General features: G+C 69.0%; 18 protein-coding genes and 1 tRNA gene. 17 read left to right on the top strand and 2 right to left on the bottom strand.

Annotation, left to right across the window (positions count from 1 at the left end):
* Positions 1-81 precede the first annotated feature (81 nt).
* The 15 genes from ASH02_RS09580 to pyk all read left to right on the top strand — a co-directional run bounded on the left by ASH02_RS09580 (position 82) and on the right by pyk (position 18,795).
* Positions 82-1,866, top strand: a complete 1,785-nt coding sequence (locus tag ASH02_RS09580) for an ABC transporter ATP-binding protein (protein WP_327152811.1) — start codon at positions 82-84, stop codon at positions 1,864-1,866.
* Positions 1,863-3,659: an ABC transporter ATP-binding protein gene (locus tag ASH02_RS09585; RefSeq protein WP_057294627.1), complete on the top strand. Its 1,797-nt coding sequence runs from the start codon at positions 1,863-1,865 to the stop codon at positions 3,657-3,659. The genes ASH02_RS09580 and ASH02_RS09585 overlap by 4 nt, the downstream gene beginning before the upstream one ends.
* 100 nt (positions 3,660-3,759) lie before the next feature.
* Positions 3,760-4,110 (top strand): phosphoribosyl-AMP cyclohydrolase, encoded by a 351-nt coding sequence (gene hisI, locus ASH02_RS09590; RefSeq protein ID WP_156388625.1) that lies wholly within the window; start codon positions 3,760-3,762, stop codon positions 4,108-4,110.
* Positions 4,103-4,753 carry a Trp biosynthesis-associated membrane protein gene (locus ASH02_RS09595; RefSeq protein WP_057294628.1) on the top strand — a complete coding sequence of 217 codons (651 nt, stop codon included), beginning with the start codon at positions 4,103-4,105 and terminating at the stop codon, positions 4,751-4,753. The genes hisI and ASH02_RS09595 overlap by 8 nt, the downstream gene beginning before the upstream one ends.
* Before the next feature lie 49 nt (positions 4,754-4,802).
* Positions 4,803-5,000: an HGxxPAAW family protein gene (locus ASH02_RS09600; RefSeq protein WP_056890850.1), complete on the top strand. Its 198-nt coding sequence runs from the start codon at positions 4,803-4,805 to the stop codon at positions 4,998-5,000.
* The gene (locus tag ASH02_RS09605) at positions 4,984-5,415 is read left to right on the top strand and encodes a DUF2752 domain-containing protein (RefSeq protein WP_056676890.1); all 432 of its coding nucleotides are present in this window, start codon (positions 4,984-4,986) and stop codon (positions 5,413-5,415) included. Before ASH02_RS09600 ends, ASH02_RS09605 begins: the two co-directional genes overlap by 17 nt.
* 119 nt (positions 5,416-5,534) lie before the next feature.
* A complete protein-coding gene (gene trpC / locus ASH02_RS09610; RefSeq protein ID WP_056676894.1) occupies positions 5,535-6,323 on the top strand; it encodes an indole-3-glycerol phosphate synthase TrpC in 789 nt (262 codons plus the stop codon).
* Positions 6,320-7,561: a tryptophan synthase subunit beta gene (gene trpB / locus ASH02_RS09615; RefSeq protein ID WP_056676897.1), complete on the top strand. Its 1,242-nt coding sequence runs from the start codon at positions 6,320-6,322 to the stop codon at positions 7,559-7,561. The genes trpC and trpB overlap by 4 nt, the downstream gene beginning before the upstream one ends.
* Complete coding sequence (gene trpA / locus ASH02_RS09620; protein ID WP_056676899.1) at positions 7,558-8,355, top strand: tryptophan synthase subunit alpha; 798 nt, start codon at positions 7,558-7,560, stop codon at positions 8,353-8,355. The genes trpB and trpA overlap by 4 nt, the downstream gene beginning before the upstream one ends.
* Positions 8,348-8,962, top strand: coding sequence for an SCO family protein (locus ASH02_RS09625; protein ID WP_082563525.1), 615 nt, complete (start codon positions 8,348-8,350; stop codon positions 8,960-8,962). The genes trpA and ASH02_RS09625 overlap by 8 nt, the downstream gene beginning before the upstream one ends.
* Positions 8,959-10,077 carry a prolipoprotein diacylglyceryl transferase gene (lgt, locus tag ASH02_RS09630; protein ID WP_082563526.1) on the top strand — a complete coding sequence of 373 codons (1,119 nt, stop codon included), beginning with the start codon at positions 8,959-8,961 and terminating at the stop codon, positions 10,075-10,077. The genes ASH02_RS09625 and lgt overlap by 4 nt, the downstream gene beginning before the upstream one ends.
* A 48-nt stretch (positions 10,078-10,125) precedes the next feature.
* Entirely contained in the window at positions 10,126-10,848 is a 723-nt protein-coding gene (locus ASH02_RS09635; RefSeq protein ID WP_057294629.1) for a VIT1/CCC1 transporter family protein, read from the top strand.
* A 211-nt stretch (positions 10,849-11,059) separates the two neighbouring features.
* Positions 11,060-15,583 (top strand): glutamate synthase large subunit, encoded by a 4,524-nt coding sequence (gene gltB / locus ASH02_RS09640; RefSeq protein WP_442938211.1) that lies wholly within the window; start codon positions 11,060-11,062, stop codon positions 15,581-15,583.
* A 113-nt stretch (positions 15,584-15,696) separates the two neighbouring features.
* Positions 15,697-17,175: a glutamate synthase subunit beta gene (locus ASH02_RS09645; protein WP_056676910.1), complete on the top strand. Its 1,479-nt coding sequence runs from the start codon at positions 15,697-15,699 to the stop codon at positions 17,173-17,175.
* A 171-nt stretch (positions 17,176-17,346) separates the two neighbouring features.
* Positions 17,347-18,795 (top strand): pyruvate kinase, encoded by a 1,449-nt coding sequence (gene pyk, locus ASH02_RS09650; RefSeq protein ID WP_056676913.1) that lies wholly within the window; start codon positions 17,347-17,349, stop codon positions 18,793-18,795.
* A 180-nt stretch (positions 18,796-18,975) separates the two neighbouring features.
* Here pyk and ASH02_RS09655 read toward each other — a convergent pair whose 3' ends face one another.
* Together ASH02_RS09655 and ASH02_RS09660 are read right to left on the bottom strand one after the other, a co-directional pair.
* Positions 18,976-19,755, bottom strand: a complete 780-nt coding sequence (locus ASH02_RS09655) for a hypothetical protein (RefSeq protein WP_056676915.1) — start codon at positions 19,753-19,755, stop codon at positions 18,976-18,978.
* 55 nt (positions 19,756-19,810) lie between these two features.
* Positions 19,811-19,884, bottom strand: a tRNA-Leu gene (locus ASH02_RS09660).
* Between the two features lie 272 nt (positions 19,885-20,156).
* Between ASH02_RS09660 and ASH02_RS09665 the strand changes: the two genes are divergently transcribed.
* Both ASH02_RS09665 and ASH02_RS09670 read left to right on the top strand, forming a co-directional pair.
* Positions 20,157-20,765, top strand: coding sequence for an ANTAR domain-containing response regulator (locus ASH02_RS09665; protein WP_268788274.1), 609 nt, complete (start codon positions 20,157-20,159; stop codon positions 20,763-20,765).
* 179 nt (positions 20,766-20,944) lie between these two features.
* Positions 20,945-22,177: an ABC transporter substrate-binding protein gene (locus tag ASH02_RS09670; RefSeq protein ID WP_235539018.1), complete on the top strand. Its 1,233-nt coding sequence runs from the start codon at positions 20,945-20,947 to the stop codon at positions 22,175-22,177.
* The last annotated feature ends 65 nt before the right edge of the window (positions 22,178-22,242 follow it).

Here is a 22,242-nt window from a genome sequence, read left to right on the forward strand (position 1 = left end):
AGCCGGATTTGTGCATGGTGGGAATGTCGGTGCCCCGTCCTAGTGTTGGCCTCGCTGTCAGGTGGAGAGATTCGAGGAGACGTGAGCCGAGTGGGTGCCCCGCGGTCGACGATGCGTGAGGGCTTCGCAGTCCTCGGTGTGGCGATCCGGCGAGAGCCGTGGATCTTCACCGTCTCCACCTTGGGCAGCGTGCTCTTCGGCGCGCTCACCGTGGCCGACGCCTGGGTCCTCGGCTGGTCGACCGAGCACGCGGTGATCCCCGCCTTCGAGAACGGCGAGATCGGCGCCGGCGTCCTCTGGGCGGTCTTCGGCCTGTTCGTCGGTGTGGCGATCCTGCGCGCGGTCGGCATCGTCGCGCGACGCCTGGGTGCCGGCATCATGCAATACCGCATGCAGGCGCACTCCCGCCGTGAGGTCACCCGCCAATACCTCGACCTGCCGATGGAGTGGCACCAGCGCCACCCCACCGGCCAGTTGCTCTCCAACGCCAACTCCGACGTCGAGGCGGCGTGGTTCCCCATCGCGCCGCTCCCGATGGCGGTCGGCACCGTGGCGATGATGGTGATCGCCATCGTGCAGATGCTGCTCGCCGACGTCGTCCTGGCCCTGGTCGGGCTGCTGGTCTTCCCGGTCGTGGTGGTCGCCAACGTGGTCTACCAACGCACGTCCTCACCCCTGATGACGCGCGCGCAACAGTTGCGCGCCGAGGTCAGCGAGATCGCGCACGAGTCCTTCGACGGGGCGATGGTGGTCAAGACGCTGGGCCGAGAGGGCGAGGAGACCGAGCGGTTCGCCGAACGCGTCCACGAGCTGCGCGACGTGCTGATCAAGGCCGGCCGCATCCGCGCGATGTTCGACCCGACCATCTCCGCCCTGCCCAACATCGGGGTGCTCGTGGTGCTCGGCACGGGGGTGGCCCGGGTGCTCGACGGGTCCACTGACGCCGGTGCCGTGGTGACCGTCGCCTACCTGCTGACCATCGTCTCGTTCCCGATCCGCTCGATCGGCTGGCTGCTCGGAGAGTTCCCGCGCAGCGTGGTCGGCTACGAACGGGTCCAGGCCGTGCTCGACGCGCGCGGCGACATGGCCTACGGCACCGCTTCCGTCGAGGCGGCCGGCGCCGGTGCCGATCTGCAGGTCGAGCGCCTCGCCTACGCCTACGACGAGGAGCAGCCGTTGCTGCGCGACGTCACGTTCGGCGTCGCCCCGGGTCGTACGACGGCACTGGTCGGCGCGACCGCGTCCGGCAAGAGCACCCTGACCAACCTGATCACTCGGCTGGTCGACCCCGACGAGGGAGCTGTGCGCATCGACGGCACCGACCTGCGCGACCTCGACCGGGGCGAGCTGGCACGGGTCCTGTCCGTCGTCCCGCAGACCGCGTTCATGTTCGACGACACGGTGCGCGGCAACATCACCCTCGGCGGCGACTTCACCGACGACGAGGTCTGGGACTCCCTGCGCACCGCCCAGGCCGACGGGTTCGTGGCCGGCCTGCCCCATGGGCTCGACACCGAGCTGGGGGAGCGGGGCACGTCGCTCTCCGGCGGCCAACGGCAACGCGTCTCACTGGCCCGGGCCCTGATCCGCAGGCCACGGCTCCTCGTCCTCGACGACGCGACGTCCGCCGTCGACCCCGAGGTCGAGGCCCGCATCCTCGGCGGACTGCGACAGAACGGCTCCGACACCACGCTCGTGGTGGTGGCCTACCGCAAGGCCACCATCGGCCTGGCCGACGAGGTGCTCCACCTCGCCGACGGCCGCATCGCGGGGCGCGGCACCCACGAGGAGCTGCTCGAGCGGAGCCCCGACTACGCCACGCTCGTCAACGCCTACGAGCAGCAGGCAGCAGGTGAGACGGCATGAGCACCACGACCAGCGTCGACAGCGGCGACGAGATCAAGGCCCTCGCGACGATCCGCCGCGGCATGCAGCTCTCGCCCGAGCTCAGCAAGGGACTCGGCGTCACCCTGTTGCTGGCGGTGCTCTCCACGGTCGGCCAGGTGGTCATCCCGATCGTCGTCCAGCAGACCCTCGACCGCGGGCTCAACGGACCCGACGGGCCCGACACCGGCTTCATGCTCCGCATGGGCCTGATCGCCGCCGGTGCGATCGTCCTGACCAGCGGGGCGTCCTATCTCATGACCGCCCGCCTGTTCCGGGCCGCGGAGAGCGGCCTTGCCACGCTGCGGAGCAAGGCGTTCCGCCACGTCCACGACCTGCCGCTGCTCACCCAGAACACCGAGCGCCGCGGCGCCCTCGTCTCGCGGGTGACCAGCGACGTCGACCAGGTCAGCCAGTTCCTGGTCTTCGGCGGGGTGATGATGATCGTCAGCCTCGGGCAGATCCTCGTCGCGACCGTGATCATGGTCTTCTACTCGTGGCAGCTGGCCCTCGTGGTCTGGATCTGCTTCGCCCCGCTGATGATGTCGCTGCGGTTCTTCCAGCAGCGCCTCTCCGCGGCGTACGGCGTGGTCCGCCAGCAGGTCGGCATCATGCTCTCGGCCGTCTCCGAGCCCGTGGTCGGGGCCGCCGTGGTCAAGGCGTACGCCGTCGAGGCCCGCACCCAGCAGCGCATCGACACCGCGATCCGGGCCAACCAGGACGCCGCCACCAAGGCCCAGGGCTTCACCGCGTTCTCGTTCTCGCTCGGCGGCCTGTCGGGCGGGCTGGCCAACGCCGGCGTGATCATCATCGGCATCTGGCTCGGCTTCGCCGGCGACATCACCGCAGGTGAGGTCGTGGCCTTCGCGTTCCTGGTCACGCTGTTCGTCTCGCCCGTGCAGATGGGCACCCAGATCCTCACCGACGCCCAGAACGCCATCGCCGGGTGGCGCCGGGTGATCGGCATCCTCGACACCCCGGCCGACCTGGTCGACCCCGGAGAGTCGGGCGAGGTGCTGCCGCGCGGCCCGATCGACGTCGCGCTGGTCAACGTCAGCTTTGCCTACCCGAGCGGGCCGACCGTGCTCCACGACGTCTCGATGCACATCGAGGCCGGCACCCGCGTCGCCATCGTGGGCGAGACCGGATCGGGCAAGTCGACCTTCGCCAAGCTGCTGACCCGGTTGATGGACCCCGCCTCCGGCGAGATCCGGCTCGACGGCCTCGACGTCCGCAACATCCGCCAGGACTCCCTGCGACGATCGGTGGTGCTGGTTCCCCAGGAGGGCTTCCTCTTCGACGACACGTTGCGGGCCAACGCGCTCTACGGGCGGCTCGACGCCAGCGACGACCTGGTCCTCGCGTCCGCCGCCGAGCTCGGCCTGGCCGACTGGGTCGACGGCCTGCCGCACGGCCTCGACACCCGGGTCGGGCAGCGCGGGGAGTCGCTGTCGGCAGGAGAGCGGCAGCTCGTGGCACTGCTCCGGGCGCACCTGGTCGACCCCGACCTGCTGGTGCTCGACGAGGCAACCAGCGCGGTCGACCCGCAGCTCGAGATGCGCATCGGTCGGGCCCTCGAACGCCTCATGCAGGGCCGCACGTCGGTCACCATCGCGCACCGCATGAGCACCGCCGAGAACGCCGACGAGGTCGTGGTCGTCGACCGCGGACGCATCGTGCAGCGCGGGCCACACGCGAGCCTGCTCGAGGACCCCGACAGCGTGTACGCCGGCCTCCACGCCTCGTGGGTGGCCCAGCAGGGCAGCACTGCCTGACCCCGGCTGTCCGGAGGGCGCGTGGACCGTCGCCGTCCGCCTTGTCCGGTGGGCGCCGCGCCGACGATCCCCGACCGCACGGCCGATAGGCTGGTTCCTTGTGACCACCCTCGACCCCGACATCGCCGCCAGGCTCAAGCGCACCGCAGACGGGCTGGTCCCTGCCGTGGTGCAGCAGCACGACACGGGCGAGGTGCTGATGCTGGGCTGGATGGACGACGAGGCCCTGGCCCGCACCCTGACCACCGGGCGCGCGACCTACTGGAGCCGCTCGCGCGAGGAGTACTGGATCAAGGGCGACACCTCGGGCCACGTGCAGTGGGTCAAGGACGTCCGGCTCGACTGTGACGGCGACACGCTGCTGGTCAAGGTCGACCAGGTCGGGGCAGCCTGCCACACCGGTGACCGCACGTGCTTCGACGCCGACCGGCTGGGACCCACCGATGTCTGACCCCACGGAGCCCACGGAGCCTGCCGGCGCCGTCGAGCCCACGGAGCCCACCGAACGCAAGCCCCGGTCCACGTTCGGGCCGGTGCTGTTGCTCGGCCTGGTCGGCGCCGCGCTGGCCGCGGTCGGTGGGGCCAAGGCGTGGTACGCCGTCCCGGATGCCGCGGACACCATCGACGCGCCGGTGGCCACCACCGACCAGTTCGCCCTCGACATGCCGCTGGCCGGCGCGTTGGGGCTGGTGCTCCTCGCCTGTTGGGGCGTGCTGCTGGTCACCCGTGGGTGGGTCCGCCGCGCGGTCGCCGTACTCGGCCTGGTCAGCTCACTCGGACTGGTGGCCACCTTCATCCAGGGCTGGCGCACCCTGCCTGACGACCTCGCCGACAAGCTCACCGAGACCGGCACGGGCCAGTTGGCCGGCAGTCTCGACGCCGGCTTCACCGGCTGGTTCTGGGCGGCCGGTGTCGGCATCGTCATCTCGGTCGTGGCCACCCTGCTCGCCGTACGCCTGGTGCCGTCGTGGCCGGCCATGGGAAGCCGGTACGACGCGCCCACGGGCGCCCAGTCGGGCCCGGTCGACGTCGAGCGGGCCAACGACGGCGAGCTCTGGAAGGCCATCGACGAGGGCCACGACCCGACCCTCTGACCGACTGAATAGACTGTCGCCAGATTTCACCGCGCACTAGGAGCCACGCATGTCTGACAACCACGGCAACACCCCCGCAGCATGGACCGCGGTGATCATCGGCCTGGTGGCCTTCGTCATCGCCGGTGTCGGTCTCATGCTCAGCCCGATCAGCATGCCCGTCTTCTGGATCGGCATGGCGTTCCTTCCCCTCGCGCTGGTGGTCTTCGTGGTGATGACGAAGATGGGCCTTGGCGACGCTCACTGAGACCCGCCCGTCCCGAGGGACGCGCCTGCGGCCACCGCTCCTGCTGGGTGCGGGGCTCGGCGCCGCGACCCTGGCGCTGCACCTGCGTGACCCGCACGCCAGCGGATCCTGGGGCCTGTGCCCGTTCAACTTCATCACCGGGCTGCAGTGCCCGGGCTGTGGCGGCCTGCGCGCGGTCAACGACCTGACGAACTTCGACCTCGTCGGCGCACTCTCGAGCAACCTGGTCGTGGTGCTGGGCATCCCGCTGGCCGTCCTGCTCTGGCTGCGCTGGGTCCGCGACGCATGGGTCGGGGCTCCCGTCACCGGACCGTCGCAGGGGCTCTCCACTCCCGTCGTGGCGGTGCTCCTGGGCACGGTGCTGGTGTTCGGCGTGCTGCGCAACCTGCCCTTCGGGGCGTGGCTGGCTCCCTGAGCCTGATTCACCGCTCGGCCCCTTCGCCGTCCGGGCCCGGTTCCACCGCCGAGAGGCGCCTCGGGGACCTGACCACGAGGGTGACAAACTGACTCCGTCCCAACCTGGAGGTGTGCTGCATGTCCGTGCTCGACGACATCGTCGCGGGTGTCCGGATCGACCTTGCCGAACGCGAGGAACGCGTCCCCTTCGCCGAGGTCGAGGCGCTGGCCGCCTCCGCGGTGCCGGCACGCGACCCGATGCCGCACTTCCGGGCCGAGGGCATGAGCGTCATCTCCGAGGTGAAGCGCAAGAGCCCGAGCAAGGGCGACCTCGCCGACATCCCCGACCCCGCGGTGCTGGCCTCGGCCTACGCGCGCGGGGGAGCGGCCGCGATCAGCGTGCTCACCGAGCAGCGTCGGTTCAACGGCAGCCTGGACGACCTGCGCGCCGTACGCGCCGCGGTCGACACGCCGCTGCTGCGCAAGGACTTCATCGTCACCAGCTACCAGCTGCACGAGGCCCGCGCGGCCGGAGCCGACCTCGCGCTGCTCATCGTCGCCGCCCTGCCGCAGCCCGAGCTCGAGCGGTTGTACGCCGAGGCGCGCGCCCTCGGCCTGACCGTGCTGGTCGAGGTGCACGACGAGGAGGAGACCCGGCGCGCGGTCGACCTCGGTGCCGACCTGATCGGTGTCAACGCGCGCAACCTCAAGACCCTGGCGGTCGACAACGACACGTTCGGCCGCCTGTCCGCACTGATCCCCGACGACAGGGTGAAGGTGGCCGAGTCCGGCATCACCGGCACCGCCGACGTCGAACGCTTCGCGGCCGAAGGCGCCCGCGTCGTACTCGTGGGAGAGGCCCTGGTCAGGGACGGCGACCCGGAAGGTGCCGTGCGGGCGATGACAGCGATTGGGAGACAGGCATGAGTGAGCTCAGGTTCGGCGCGGACGAACGCGGTTTCTTCGGCAACTTCGGCGGGCGGTTCATGCCCGAGGCGCTGGTCGCCGCGCTCGACGAGCTGACCGTCGCCTGGCAGGAGGCCATGGCCGACCCGGAGTTCACCGACGCGTTCGAGAAGATCCTGCGCGAGTACGCCGGCACCCCGAGCCTGCTCTACGAAGCCGAGCGACTCTCCAAGCAGGTCGGTGCCCGCATCCTGCTCAAGCGCGAGGACCTCAACCACACGGGTGCGCACAAGATCCGCAACGTGCTCGGCCAGGCGATGCTGACCAAGCGGATGGGCAAGACCCGAGTGATCGCGGAGACCGGCGCCGGACAGCACGGCGTGGCCAGCGCCACCGCAGCGGCCTACTTCGGCCTCGACTGCACCGTCTACATGGGTGCCGTCGACACGAAGCGCCAGGCGCTCAACGTGGCCCGCATGCAGCTCCTCGGCGCCAAGGTGATCCCGGTCGACTCCGGCTCGGCGACGCTGAAGGACGCGATCAACGAGGCCCTGCGCGACTGGGTGGCCAGCGTCGACCACACGGCGTACCTCTTCGGCACCGCCGCCGGACCGCACCCGTTCCCGAGCATGGTGCGCGACTTCTGCCGCGGCATCGGCGACGAGGCGCGCCAGCAGTGCCTCGACCAGTACGGCGTGCTCCCCGACGCGATCGCGGCCTGCGTCGGCGGCGGGTCGAACGCGATCGGCCTGTTCACGGCCTTCCTCGAGGACGACGACGTCGCGATCTACGGCTTCGAGGCCGGCGGCGACGGTGTCGAGACGGGCCGTCATGCGGCCACGATCGGCGCGGGGGAGAGCGGCGTGCTGCACGGCGCCCGCACCTACGTGCTCCAGGACGAGGACGGCCAGACCATCGAGTCCCACTCGATCTCCGCCGGGCTCGACTACCCGGGCGTCGGACCGGAGCACTCCCACCTGTCCGAGATCGGTCGCGCGACCTACCTGCCGGTGACCGATGCCGAGGCGATGGACGCGATGGCCCTGTTGAGCCGCACCGAGGGCATCATCCCGGCCGTCGAGTCGGCCCACGCCCTGGCCGGGGCGTTGAAGATCGCCGAGCAGCTGGCCGCCGAGAAGGGCCCCGACGCCACCATCCTGGTCAACCTCTCCGGACGCGGCGACAAGGACATGGGCACCGCCATCGACTGGTTCGGCCTGGGCGGCACCGAGGGCGAGACCGAGGGAGACGACAAGTGAGTGCCAAGAGCGCCTTCGAGAAGGCCCGGTCCGAGAACCGCGCCGCCCTGGTCGGCTACCTGCCCGCCGGCTTCCCGGACGTCGACGGCGCCATCGAGGCGATTCGCACGATGGTCGAGGCCGGGGTCGACGTGGTCGAGATCGGCCTGCCCTACAGCGACCCCGTGATGGACGGCCCGACCATCCAGGCCGCCGCCCAGCAGGCGCTCGACGGAGGCGTCCGCACCCGCGACGTGCTGCGTACGGTGGAGGCGGTGGCCGCCACCGGCGTGCCGACGCTCGTGATGACCTACTGGAACCCCGTCGAGCGCTACGGAGTGGAGAAGTTCGCCGCCGACCTGGCCTCGGCCGGTGGCGCCGGGCTGATCACCCCCGACCTCACGCCCGACTCGGGCGAGGAGTGGATCGCGGCCGCCGACCGGCACGACCTCGACAAGGTCTTCCTCGTCGCGCCGTCCTCGACCGACGAGCGGATCGCGATGACCACGGCCGCCTCGCGCGGGTTCGTCTACGCCACTGCGGTGATGGGCGTCACCGGCGCCCGGTCGACGACCAGCGACCTGGCCGGGCCCCTGGTGGCGCGCACGAAGAGCACGACCGACCTGCCCGTCGGTGTTGGCCTGGGCGTCTCCAACGGCGACCAGGCCGCCGAGGTGGCGTCGTACGCCGACGGTGTCATCGTCGGCTCCGCGTTCGTCCGCACGCTGCTCGACGCCGGCGCCGACCGGAAGGCCGGGCTTGCCGCCCTGGCCGCGCTGACCCGCGACCTGGCCGACGGCGTACGACGTGGGTAGGGGGTCTTTCGCCGCTGTGGCACTCTCCGCGGCGTTGGTGCTGAGCGGGTGCGCCAGCGGCGAGCAACCCGTCGGCGAGGAGGGCTTCCACGGCACCGCGCTGAAGGACAGGTACGCCGCACCGGTCGCCGCCCTGACCGACACCGACGGGGCCGACTTCTCGCTCGCGGAGCAGACCGAGAAGCCCGTGACCCTGGTCTTCTTCGGCTACACCAATTGCCCCGACATCTGCCAGATGGTGATGTCGAACGTCGCCTCCTCGCTGACCCGGCTCGACGACGACCAGCGTGACGACGTGCAGGTGGTGTTCGTGACCACCGACCCGGCGCGCGACGACGAGAAAGCGCTGCGCACCTACCTCGACCGCTTCAGCGACGACTTCGTCGGCCTGACCGGCGAGCTGTCGACCATCGCGGAGCTTGCCAAGTCGTTCGGCGTGTTCATGCAGCGTGAGAAGAAGCTGCCCTCCGGCGGGTACGACGTCACCCACGACACGCACGTGTTCTCGATCGACTCCCACGACGAGGTCCCGGTGATCTGGAACCAGGACACCTCAGCCACGGACCTCGCCGACGACCTCACGAAACTGCTGAAGGCGGATTCATGATCCTGCAGACCATCCCCAGCCCCTCCGAGGGCGTCTGGGAGCTCGGACCGTTCCCGATCCGGGCCTACGCGCTGTGCATCATCGTCGGTGTCATCGCGGCGATCTGGATCGGCGAGAAGCGGTGGGTGGCCCGCGGCGGCAAGCCCGGCCAGATGTCCGACATCGCGCTCTGGGCGATCCCGTTCGGCCTCGTGGGCGCCCGGCTCTACCACGTGATCACCGACTACCACCTCTACTTCGGCGAGGACAAGAACCCGGTCACCGCGCTCTACGTGTGGCGCGGCGGGCTGGGCATCTGGGGCGCCATCGCGCTCGGTGCGGTCGGCGCGATGATCGGCGCCCGCGTGATGGGCATCAAGATCCTCCCCGTGATGGACGCCCTGGCACCCGGCGTCATCGTCGCGCAAGCCTTCGGCAGGTGGGGCAACTGGTTCAACCAGGAGCTCTACGGCCGACCCACCGACCTGCCGTGGGGCCTGGAGATCGACCGTGACCACCGGCTCGCCGGGCACCTCGAGGACGCGACGTACCACCCGACGTTCCTCTACGAGTGCATCTGGAACCTCGGCATCTTCGGTCTGCTGATCTGGGCCGACGCGAAGTTCAAGCTCGGCTTCGGCCGCGTGATGGCGCTCTACGTCGCCGGCTACACGCTGGGCCGTGGATGGATCGAGACAATGCGCATCGACGACGTGCAGATGGACGACGTCTTCGGGCTCCGCCTGAACGTCTGGACCTCGATCGTCCTGTTCGTGGCCGCCGTGGCGTACTTCATCTGGTCGAGCAGGCGTCACCCGGGTCGCGAGGAGAGCGTCTTCCGTGACCCGCAGGACGACGACGCGGCCGCGACGGGCGAAGCAGCCGCGACGGGCGACGCAGCCGCGACGGGCGACGCAGCCGCGACGGGCGACGCAGCCGCGGTGTCCGACTCGGCTGTGCTCGACAAGCAGGACGCGGACGGCGAGGTGGCCGTGGACGGTGCCGACCCGGATCCCGGAGCAGACGAGCCCGCCGGCACCGAGTCGGCGGAGGAGGAGCCGGCGGATGACGCCGCCGAGACCGACGAGGCCGAGGACGCCGACGGGACCAGGGCCGGCTCCGACACCGACAGGTGAGCCTGTCCTTCGGTGCATTCGGGCATCGCACTCACTAGGTTCAGTTCCATGAGCACGACCCACGAGACCCCTGAGATCGAGCACGACCACGGTGACGTCAACGGCGGCTGGCTGCGTCCGGCCGTCTTCGGTGCCATGGACGGCCTGGTCTCCAACGCCGCGCTGATCGCCGGCGTCGCCGGTGGAACACGGGGAGCCCCGGACACCTCGGCCGTCGTACTCGCCGGTCTGGCGGGCCTCGCCGCAGGCGCCTTCTCGATGGCGGCGGGGGAGTACGCCTCGGTCGCCAGCCAGGCCGAGGCGGCCGAGTTCGAGGTGGAGAAGGAACGCAAGGAGATCATCGCCAACCCGGAGGGCGAGACCGCCGAGCTGGCCGAGATGCTCACCGACCGGGGCCTTGACGCAGACCTCGCCGCCGAGGTCGCCGCCCAGGTGCACCGCGACCTCGACAGCGCGGTCGCCGTGCACTCCATGCAGGAGTTCGGGATCGACCCCGACGAGCTGGCCAGGCCGGGTGTCGCCGCGGTCTCGTCGTTCGTGTCGTTCTCGCTCGGGGCGTTCATCCCCGTCCTGCCCTACCTGCTCGGCGTCGAGATCCTGTGGCCGTCGATGGTGCTCACCCTGCTCGCCCTGTTCGGGTGTGGAGCCGTGGTGACCCGGCTGACGAACCGGCCCTGGTGGTACGGCGGCGGACGCCAGGTGGTGCTCGGTGCCGCGGCGTTCGCGATCACGTATCTGGTCGGCATCGCGGTCGGCCAGGGGGTCGGCTGAGCCCACCCGACGAGGGTTGCCACAGCCTGAGACGGACGTCACGAACGTGTCCGGCGACGGGTTCTGGCTCGTGGGGCAGCCGAATTGGGTGTTAGTCTGGGCGCTCCGCGAGGGCCAGTGTCGTCCCCTGCCGTAAATCAGTTTTTCTTGCACTGACCAGTTCGCCTTCCCGCTCAGCCGGGTCGGCGCAGATGACGACGGGAGAATGCCCATGCACGCATTCCCGCCGCCTCAGGGGTTGTACGACGGAACCAGCGAGCACGACGCTTGCGGTGTCGCGTTCGTGGCAACCCTGACGGGCGTGGCCAGCCATGACATCGTTTCGAAGGCGCTGACTGCCCTCCGCAACCTCGAACACCGCGGTGCCGCGGGTGCCGAGCCGAACTCCGGTGACGGCGCCGGCATCCTGATGCAGGTCCCCGACGCGTTCCTCCGTGAGGTCGTCGACTTCGACCTCCCGGTCGCCGGGTCGTACGCCGTGGGCACCGCCTTCCTTCCCGGTGACGCCGAGAACGTCGCCAAGACCCGGCAGCTGATCGAGCAGATCGCCGCCGAAGAGGGCCTCGCCGTCCTCGGCTGGCGCGAGGTGCCGACCAACGACGCACCTCTCGGCACCACCGCCCGCGACTGCATGCCCGCCTTCGTGCAGCTGTTCGTCGCCGGCAAGGGCTCCCGCATCGCCGGCATGGCCCTCGAGCGCCTGGCCTTCTGCCTGCGCAAGCGCGCCGAGCGCGAGACCGACGTCTACTTCCCGTCGCTCTCCTCGCGCACCATCGCCTACAAGGGCATGTTGACCACCGACCAGCTCGACCAGGTCTTCCCCGACCTCGTCGACGAGCGGGTGGCCTCGGCCGTCGCGGTCGTGCACTCGCGGTTCTCGACGAACACGTTCCCGAGCTGGCCGCTCTCGCACCCGTTCCGCTTCATCGCGCACAACGGCGAGATCAACACGGTCATGGGCAACCGCAACTGGATGCGCGCCCGCGAGGCCCTGCTGTCCTCCGACCTGATCCCCGGCGACCTCGAGCGGCTCTACCCGATCGTGACCCAGGGTGCCTCCGACTCCGCGTCCTTCGACGAGGTGCTCGAGCTCCTGCACATGGGTGGCCGGACGCTGCCGCACTCGGTCCTGATGATGATCCCCGAGGCGTGGGAGAACCACACCGAGATGGACGACAAGCGTCGTTCCTTCTACGAGTTCCACTCCGCGATGATGGAGCCGTGGGACGGCCCCGCCTGTGTCGTGTTCACCGACGGCCGCCAGGTCGGCGCGGTCCTCGACCGCAACGGGCTGCGCCCGTCGCGCTACTGGGTCACCGACGACGGTCTCGTGGTGCTCGCCTCCGAGGTCGGCGTACTCGACCTGGACCCGGCCACGATCGTCCGCAAGGGCCGTCTGCAGCCGGGCAAGATGTTCCTCGTCGACACCGACGAGCACCGCATCATCGAGGACGAGGAGATCAAGTCCGAGCTGGCCGCGGAGCACCCGTACGACGAGTGGTTGCACGCCGGGCTGATCCACCTCAACGACGTGCCGCAGCGTGAGCACATCGTGCACACGCACGCGTCGGTGACGCGTCGCCAGCAGATCTTCGGCTACACCGAGGAGGAGCTGCGCGTCCTGCTCACCCCGATGGCCAACACGGGAGCCGAGCCGATCGGCTCGATGGGCACCGACACACCCATCGCCGCCTTGTCGGAGAAGCCGCGCCTGCTGTTCGACTACTTCGCACAGCTCTTCGCCCAGGTCACCAACCCGCCGCTCGACGCGATCCGGGAAGAGCTGGTGACCTCGCTCAACGGCACCATCGGGCCGGAGTCCAACCTGCTCGAGCCGACCCCGGCCTCGTGCCGCCAGGTCGTGCTGCCGTTCCCGGTGATCGACAACGACGACCTGGCCAAGATCCGTCACATCAACCGTGACGGTGACATGCCCGGCTTCATCACCCACGTCTCGCGCGGCCTCTACGAGGTCGAGGGCGGCGGCGCGGCGATGGCCACGCGGATCGACGAGATCTGCCAGGAGGTCTCCGACGCGATCGCCGACGGCGCTCGCATCATCGTGCTCTCCGACCGGCACTCCACCGCCGAGCTGGCGCCGATCCCGTCGCTGCTGCTCACCGGTGCGGTGCACCACCACCTGGTCCGCGAGAAGACCCGCACCCAGGTCGGCCTGCTCATCGAGGCCGGCGACGTGCGCGAGACACACCACGTGGCGCTGCTCGTAGGTTACGGCGCGGCCGCGGTCAACCCGTACCTCGCGATGGAGTCCGTCGAGGACCTCGCGCGCGAGGGCTACTACGTCAAGATCGAGCCCCAGGTCGCGGTCAAGAACCTCGTCAAGTCGCTCGGCAAGGGCGTCCTGAAGGTGATGAGCAAGATGGGTGTCTCGACCGTCGCGTCGTACACCGGTGCCCAGATCTTCGAGGCCGTCGGACTCTCGCAGAGCGTCGTCGACAAGTACTTCACCGGCACCACCTCCAAGCTGGGCGGCATCGAGCTCGACGTGATCGCCGAGGAGGTGGCCCGCCGCCACGCCACGGCGTACCCGCGCGGCGGTATCGCGCCGGCCCACCGTGAGCTCAACATCGGTGGCGAGTACCAATGGCGTCGCGAGGGCGAGCCGCACCTGTTCGACCCGGAGACCGTCTTCCGCCTCCAGCACGCCACGCGTGCCGGCCGGTACGACGTGTTCAAGCAGTACACCGAGCGGGTCAACGAGCAGTCCGAGCGGCTGATGACGCTGCGCGGCCTGTTCAAGTTCAAGGAGGGCGAGCGGGAGCCGATCTCGATCGACGAGGTCGAGCCGGTCTCCGAGATCGTCAAGCGCTTCTCCACCGGTGCCATGTCCTACGGCTCCATCAGCATGGAGGCCCACGAGACACTCGCCATCGCGATGAACCGGCTGGGCGGCAAGTCCAACACCGGTGAGGGCGGCGAGGACCCGGAGCGCCTCTACGACCCGGAGCGTCGCTCGTCGATCAAGCAGGTCGCCTCGGGACGCTTCGGCGTGACGAGCGAGTACCTCACGAACTCCGACGACATCCAGATCAAGATGGCGCAGGGTGCCAAGCCCGGTGAGGGTGGCCAGCTGCCCGGTCACAAGGTCTACCCGTGGGTGGCCAAGACCCGGCACAGCACGCCCGGCGTGGGCCTGATCTCCCCGCCGCCGCACCACGACATCTACTCCATCGAGGACCTCGCCCAGCTGATCCACGACCTGAAGAACGCCAACCCGGCGGCCCGGGTCCACGTGAAGCTGGTCGCCGAGATGGGCGTCGGCACCGTCGCTGCCGGTGTGTCGAAGGCGCACGCGGACGTCGTACTCATCTCCGGCCACGACGGCGGAACCGGTGCTTCTCCGCTGACCTCGCTCAAGCACGCCGGCGGACCCTGGGAGCTCGGCCTCGCCGAGACCCAGCAGACGCTGCTGCTCAACGGACTGCGTGACCGCATCGTCGTGCAGACCGACGGCCAGCTGAAGACCGGTCGCGACGTCGTGATCGCCGCCCTCCTGGGCGCCGAGGAGTTCGGCTTCGCCACCGCTCCGCTGGTGGTCTCGGGCTGCATCATGATGCGGGTCTGCCACCTCGACACCTGCCCCGTGGGCGTCGCGACGCAGAACCCGGTGCTCCGCGAGCGCTACTCCGGCAAGGCCGAGTACGTCGTGAACTTCTTCGAGTACATCGCCGAGGAGGTCCGCGAGATCCTCGCCGAGCTCGGTTTCCGCACCCTCGACGAGGCCGTCGGCCACGTCGAGAGCCTCGACACCGAGAAGGCCGTGAACCACTGGAAGGCGGCCGGTCTCGACCTGTCGCCGGTGCTGCACCTGCCGGAGCTGCCCGAAGGGGCGGCCCGACGCAACACCACCGGTCAGGACCACGGACTCGACAAGGCGCTCGACAACGAGCTGGTCCGCATCGCGGCTCCGGCGCTCGAGAACGGCGAGCCCGTGCGCGCCCAGGTTCAGGTGCGCAACGTCAACCGCACCGTCGGCACGATCCTCGGCCACGAGGTGACCAAGCGCTACCGCGGCGAGGGCCTGCCCGACGGCACGATCGACATCACCTTCACCGGTTCGGCCGGGCAGTCGTTCGGTGCCTTCGTGCCGCGCGGTGTCACGCTGCGCCTGGAGGGCGACGCCAACGACTACGTCGGCAAGGGCCTCTCGGGCGGTCGCATCGTGGTCCGTCCGGACCGCAACGCCACGTTCGACGCGTCCCAGCAGATCATTGCCGGCAACACCATCGGGTACGGCGCCACGTCGGGGGAGATCTTCCTCCGTGGGCAGGCCGGCGAGCGCTTCTGCGTGCGCAACTCGGGTGTCTCGGCCGTGGTCGAGGGCGTGGGCGACCACGGCTGCGAATACATGACCGGCGGCAAGGTCGTCGTACTCGGCCAGACCGGGCGCAACTTCGCGGCCGGCATGTCCGGGGGCTACGCGTTCGTGCTCGATCTCGACGAGGGCCGGGTCAACCCCGAGCTCGTCGAGCTCAGCGAGGTCAAGGGCAAGGCCGCCGACGAGCTCAAGGAACTGGTCACCAAGCACCTCGAGGAGACCGAGTCCTCGGTCGCCGGCGACCTGCTGGCCGACTGGGACAGCGCCCTGTCCCGATTCACCCAGGTCATGCCGAGCGACTTCAAGCGAGTCCTCGAAGCGCGCGAGGAAGCGCTCGAAGAGGGTCTCGACGAAGACCAGGCAGCGGCCCGCATCATGGAGGTGCTTCATGGCTGACCGCAAGCCTCGGAACGGTTCGTGCAGCGGTGCGGTCGTCACGCGCATCATGGAGCAGGCTCTGCCACCTGTGGCTGATCGCATCCCCGGAACTCACCAGGAAGGGGCCAATCATGGCTGACCCCAAGGGCTTTCTGAAGGACGGCCGCGAGGTCGCGACCCGTCGTCCCGTCGACGAGCGGGTCAAGGACTGGAACGAGGTCTACCCCGACGGCGTCGGCCGCGCCCTGCTTCCGATCATCACCAAGCAGGCCGGCCGTTGCATGGACTGCGGCATCCCGTTCTGCCACCAGGGCTGCCCGCTGGGCAACATCATCCCGGAGTGGAACGACCTGGTCTGGCGTGACGACTGGGAAGGCGCGATCGACCGTCTCCACGCGACCAACAACTTCCCGGAGTTCACCGGTCGGTTGTGCCCGGCGCCGTGTGAGACCGCCTGCGTCCTGGGCATCAACCAGGACCCGGTGACGATCAAGAACGTCGAGGTCTCGATCATCGACAAGGCGTGGGAGTCCGGCTTCGTCCGGCCCCAGCCGCCCGAGTGGCTCTCCGGCAAGACCGTGGCCGTGATCGGCTCCGGTCCGGCCGGTCTGGCCGCCGCCCAGCAGCTGACCCGGGCCGGTCACACCGTCGCGGTCTACGAGCGCGCGGACAAGATCGGTGGGCTGCTGCGCTACGGCATCCCCGAGTTCAAGATGGAGAAGAAGCACCTCGACAAGCGGCTCGAGCAGATGCGTCGCGAGGGCACGGTGTTCCGCGCCGGTGTCGACGTGGGTGCGGAGATCACTGCCGACGAGCTGCGCGGTCGGTACGACGCGGTGGTCATCGCCGTGGGTTCGACCAAGGCCCGTGACCTGCCGGTGCCCGGACGCGAGTTCGGTGGCATCCACCAGGCCATGGAGTTCCTGCCCCAGTCGAACCGGGCCTCGCTCGGCGAGCCTGCGACATCGGATGGCTCGGACCAGATCCGCGCCGACGGCAAGAACGTCGTGATCATCGGCGGTGGCGACACCGGTGCCGACTGCCTCGGCACGTCGATCCGCCACGGTGCTGCCTCGATCACCCAGCTCGAGATCCTGCCGCAGCCGCCCGAGGCACGGCCGAGCAACCAGCCGTGGCCGACGTACCCCATGACCTTCAAGGTCTCCTCGGCCCACGAGGAGGGCGGCGACCGCGTGTACGCCGTCTCCACCAAGGAGTTCCTCGGTGACGACGACGGCAACGTCAGGGCCCTGGTCCTGGTCGACGTGGTCTTCGAGGGCGGCAAGCTGACCGAGATCGAGGGGACCGAGCGGGAGATCCCCGCCGAGCTCGTGCTCTTCGCGATGGGCTTCGTCGGACCCGAGCAGGACGGCCTGATCGACCAGCTCGGTGTCGAGCTCGACGAGCGCGGCAACGTGGCCCGGGACAACAAGTACGCCTCCTCGGTCGAGGGTGTCTTCGTGGCCGGTGACGCCGGTCGCGGGCAGTCGCTGATCGTGTGGGCGATCGCCGAGGGCCGTGCCGCGGCCGCCGGCGTCGATGAGTTCCTCACCGGATCGACGACCCTGCCGGCGCCGATCCCGCCGACGGCCCGTCCGCTCGTCGTCTGACCCGTCGCCAGTTCTGACCGACCCGTCGTGAGTTCTCGAAACTCACGACGGGTCGGTCATTTCCTGGCGTGGTCGGATGCAGCCTTCGACGGCCTCGTGTGTGCACTGCCTGATCGTCCGGTGTGAACGAGCCGTTGCTCCCACGTTCACGCCGACCGGTAGGTTTGGTTCGTGCGTAGAGCAAAGATCGTGTGCACCCTCGGGCCCGCCACGTCGTCCCCCGAGTCCATCCGCCAACTCGTCGACGCCGGCATGGACGTGGCCCGGCTCAACATGAGCCACGGCACCCACGAGGACCACCGTCGCAGCTACGAGCTCGTCCGCAAGGCCTCCGACGAGAGCGGGCACGGCGTCGGCATCTTCGCTGATCTCCAGGGCCCCAAGATCCGCCTCGGCCTGATCCCGAACGGTCCGGTCAAGCTGAAGAAGGGCCAGGCCTGGGCAATCACCACGCGCGAGGTCCCGGGCAACAACGAGATCGCGTCCACGACGTACGCCGGACTGCCCGGTGACGTGTCGGCCGGCGACCCGATCCTGATCGACGACGGCAAGGTGCGGTTGAAGGTCGTGTCGGTCGAGGGCGACACGGTCAACACCGAGGTGGTCGTCGGCGGCAAGGTCAGCGACCACAAGGGCATCAACCTGCCCGGCGTCGCGGTGTCGGTGCCGGCACTGTCGACCAAGGACATCGAGGACCTCCGGTTCGCGCTGTCCCTCAGCGTCGACTTCATCGCGCTGTCGTTCGTCCGCAACGCGAAGGACGTCGAGGACGTTCGCGAGGTGATGCGGGAGGTCGGCGTGCTCGTGCCGGTGATCGCCAAGATCGAGAAGCCGCAGGCGATCGACAACCTCGACGAGATCGTGAAGGCCTTCGACGGGCTGATGGTGGCGCGTGGCGACCTCGGCGTCGAGTGCCCGCTCGAGGACGTGCCGTTCCTGCAGAAGCGGGTCATCGACAAGGCCCGTCGCAACGCCAAGCCGGTGATCGTGGCGACCCAGATGCTGGAGTCGATGATCTCGGCTCCGGCGCCGACGCGGGCGGAGGCGTCCGACGTCGCCAACGCCGTGCTCGACGGCACCGACGCGGTGATGCTCTCCGGTGAGACGAGCGTGGGGGAGTACCCCATCATCACGGTCCAGACCATGGAGCGGATCCTCGGTTCGGCGGAGGACCATGGCCTCAAGCACATGACCGCGATCGACTGGAACCCCAAGACCCGCGGTGGCGTCATCGCGAAGGCCGCCGCCGAGGTGGGGGAGCGGGTCGGGGCGAAGTACCTCGTCGCGTTCACCCAGAGCGGTGACTCCGCCCGTCGTCTGGCGCGCTACCGCGGGCACATCCCGATCCTGGCGTTCACCCCCGAGGCCAAGGTGCGCTCCCAACTGTCGATGACCTGGGGTGTGGAGACGTTCAAGACTGCCGCGGTCGAGCACACCGACGAGATGGTGCGCCAGGTCGACGAGGCCTTGCTGTCGATCGGCCGGGTCAAGGAAGGCGACCTCGTCGTGATCATCGCCGGTTCGCCTCCCGGCATCCCCGGCTCGACGAACGCCTTGCGGATCCACCGCATCGGCGATGCCATCAACGAGGTGGCCCCGGCGTACAAGCGCACGCGCTGACCACGGTCGGCCCGCGCACGACCCGGATCATGCACGTGCATGATCCGGGTCGCTTCTGCGCGAAAATCGGTGTCACAACTCGACACCTGCACGATCGTGGTCGCTCGTGGAGCACCCCGAGGAGATGATGGGCCAGGTCAACATGATGGCGCCGGCGTACCAGCGCAAGCGCTGACCAGTTCAACACTTCAGCCCGATCGCTTCGTCAAGGGCGGCGACTGCGTCACGTCGTGACACCGAGAGATGAAACTTTCCTGACCGCCTCCACGGGATGTCGAGTCGGTCGAGGGCCGCGCCACACAGGGCGTGGATGTCGTCTGAGCGATTGCTGAACTCCCACCGGGGGTAGTCATAACGCTTCTTCACTCCTGCGACGATCTTCGAGGCCCAGTTCTTGGACCGACAACCGTCGGAGTGGAACAGGCCGCGCAGGAAGTCGGCCGGGTGGGTGTCCACGATCTCCTGCTGCCACGACTCGAGGGTGATGGAACGTTCATGCTTGCGGCCGGGTCCGTGCTGCGGGAACAGGCACAGCCAGTGCTTCCACCCCATCGCCGTGATGAGACAGCCTGGTCTTTCCCTGGTGTGCGGGCGTCCGCCTGGCTTCACTCGCCGCATGAGGTCGAGAAGACGAGCGTTTGCCTGGGTGTATTTCAGGTCGTTGAAAATGGCTAAGGTCCAGACGCCGCGGCGGGCGAGGATGAGGTGACCATCGCCCAGGTACCACCCGAGAAGTTCCGCGTAGGCAACTTCATCGAGGACTTCTGATCCGCACCTGGGGCACGGAGCGATGGTGTGGCCCTGGCCGCGCGGAAGTCCTCGCCTCTGGTAGAGCCGCCGCCAGCGGCGGATGGTCTTGATCGCAACGCCGTGGAGCAGCGCGTTCTCGGCGTCGCCCATGCCCGCATCTGAGGCGCGCAAGGCGCTCTCGACGGTCTCGATGGGGCGGACGTGAACCATACGTCCAGCATGGAGTTGACCACCGACAGCGAGGACGCCGAGTCAACGAATTGTGTGCCCCGGGTGGGATTCGAACCCACACTGTATCGGTTTTGAGCCGATCTTCTCTGCCGGTTGGAATACCGGGGCCTAAGCGTGCACAGGTTACCCGACGGAGACGCGGGCGTTCCGGCGGGCCGCCACTCGTGACCAGTCTGATTTCGACGTGGCGCGGCCGAGCGCCCGAGTGGGCACCACCGGAGGTTCGTCGTGTGTCCCGCACCCTGTGCACGCACCTCGCGGCGTTGTCGGAGACTCGACGGGGCTCCGCCCCGCCTTCGCTCCTCCGCCTTGCGATGCACGCACCCAGAGCACGGGCCACCCCCAACGAACCTCCGGCGATACCCACTAGTCTTGACGCCGTGACCGAACAGCCCAGCGCCAGCCCCGCCCGCCGCGTCGTCATCGCCGAGGACGAAGCGCTGATCCGCATGGACCTCGCCGAGATGCTGGGTGAGGAGGGGTACGACGTCGTCGGTCAGGCCGCCGACGGCGAGCAGGCCGTGGCCCTGGCCGAGCAGCTGCGCCCCGACCTGGTGATCCTCGACGTGAAGATGCCCAAGCTCGATGGCATCTCCGCCGCCCAGCGCATCGCCGAGCAGCGCATCGCGCCATGCCTGATGCTGACCGCCTTCTCCCAGCGCGACCTGGTCGAACGGGCCCGTGACGCCGGTGCGATGGCCTACCTGGTCAAGCCGTTCTCCCGCAACGACCTGGTGCCGGCCATCGAGATGGCGGTGAGCCGGTTCACCGAGCTGGCCGCCCTGGAGTCCGAGGTCGCCGACCTGACCGAGCGCCTCGAGACCCGCAAGTCGGTCGAGCGCGCCAAGGGCGTGCTCCAGAAGGAGCTCGGACTCAGCGAGCCCGACGCCTTCCGGTGGATCCAGAAGACCGCGATGGACCTCCGGCTCTCGATGAAGCAGGTCTCTGACGGCGTGGTCGAGCACGGGCCGGGCTCGAGCTCCTTGTAACGACGGGTGTCGCGCAGGTCACAACTTGGCAACGAGGTTGCGTGCTTGGTCGCCAGTGTCCTGTTTGGCGCTAATTTCGTTACAGATTCGGCGGCGGTGTGCCGTCGGCGCCACAAAGATGAACCGGAGGCTTCATGAAGCGCCCCACACAATTCGCGCGTCTCGCTGTACTTGCTCTCGTGGGCTCGCTGGCACTGGCTGGCTGTGGCAGCGACGACAGCGGCGATGACAAGACCGCCAGCGACGACAAGTCCTCGACTGGTGCCAAGAAGGGCGACGGGACGCTCACCATCGGCACCCTGCTGCCGCAGACCGGCGACCTCGCGTTCCTCGGCCCGCCGGAGTTCGCCGGCGTGCAGCTCGCAGTCGACGACATCAACGCCGCTGGCGGGGTCAACGGCAAGAAGGTCGTCCAGTCCAAGGCCGACTCGGGCGACGGCACACCCGACATCGCGGGAGCCGAGGTCGACAAGCTCCTGAGCGCCAAGTCCGACGTCATCGTCGGGGCGGCCGCTTCGGGTGTCTCGGTCAGTGTCATCGACAAGATCACCGGCAGCAACGTGGTGCAGTTCTCGCCCGCGAACACCGCGGCCGGGTTCGACACCTACGACGACAACGGCCTCTACTTCCGCACCGCACCGTCCGACATCCTGCAGGGCGAGATCCTGGCGAACCGGATCATCGAGGACGACCACAGCAACGTCGCCATCATGGGTCGGCAGGACTTCTACGGCGAGGGCCTGTCGAAGCGCATCGAGGAGGTGCTGAAGGAGAAGGGCGCCACGGTCAGCGAGAGCACGCTCTACTCGGCCGACGCGCAGAACTTCACCGCCGAGGTGAACAAGATCGCCGCCTCGAAGCCCGACGCGATCGTCCTGGTGTCGTTCAACGAGACCTCGAAGATCATCCCGCAGCTGATCGCCAAGGGCTACGGCCCCCAGGATGTCCAGATCTACTTCGTGGACGGCAACCTGTCCGACAGCTACAAGGGCTTCGACCTCACCGGCGTTCTGGCCACCTCGCCGGCGCCTGCGTCACCGAACGCGGAGTTCATCGCGCGACTCAAGAAGCAGCCCGGTGTCAAGGACACGCTGACCTACGGCGCCGAGTCCTACGACGCCGTCGTGATCAGTGCGCTCGCGGCGATCGCCGGCAAGGACGACTCCGGTACGACGATCGGCGCCAACATCGTCGACGTCACCCGCGAAGGCACGAAGTGCACTGAGTTCAAGGAGTGCGCGGAGCTGCTGGCCGACGGCGAGGACATCGACTACGACGGCAAGTCCGGTGCGGCCGACATGACCGACTCGGGCTCGCTGGTTGCCGGTTCCTACGGCATCTACGAGTACAAGAAGGGCAACAAGTACGACGAGATCGACAACGTCTCCGGCGTCGTGCCGCAGTCGAACTGATTCGTCACAGCACCAAGCACTGAGGGGCCCGGCCGATTCGGCCGGGCCCCTCTTGTGTGCTCGCG

The organism is Nocardioides sp. Soil796 (assembly GCF_001429525.1).
Taxonomy (GTDB): Bacteria; Actinomycetota; Actinomycetes; order Propionibacteriales; family Nocardioidaceae; genus Nocardioides.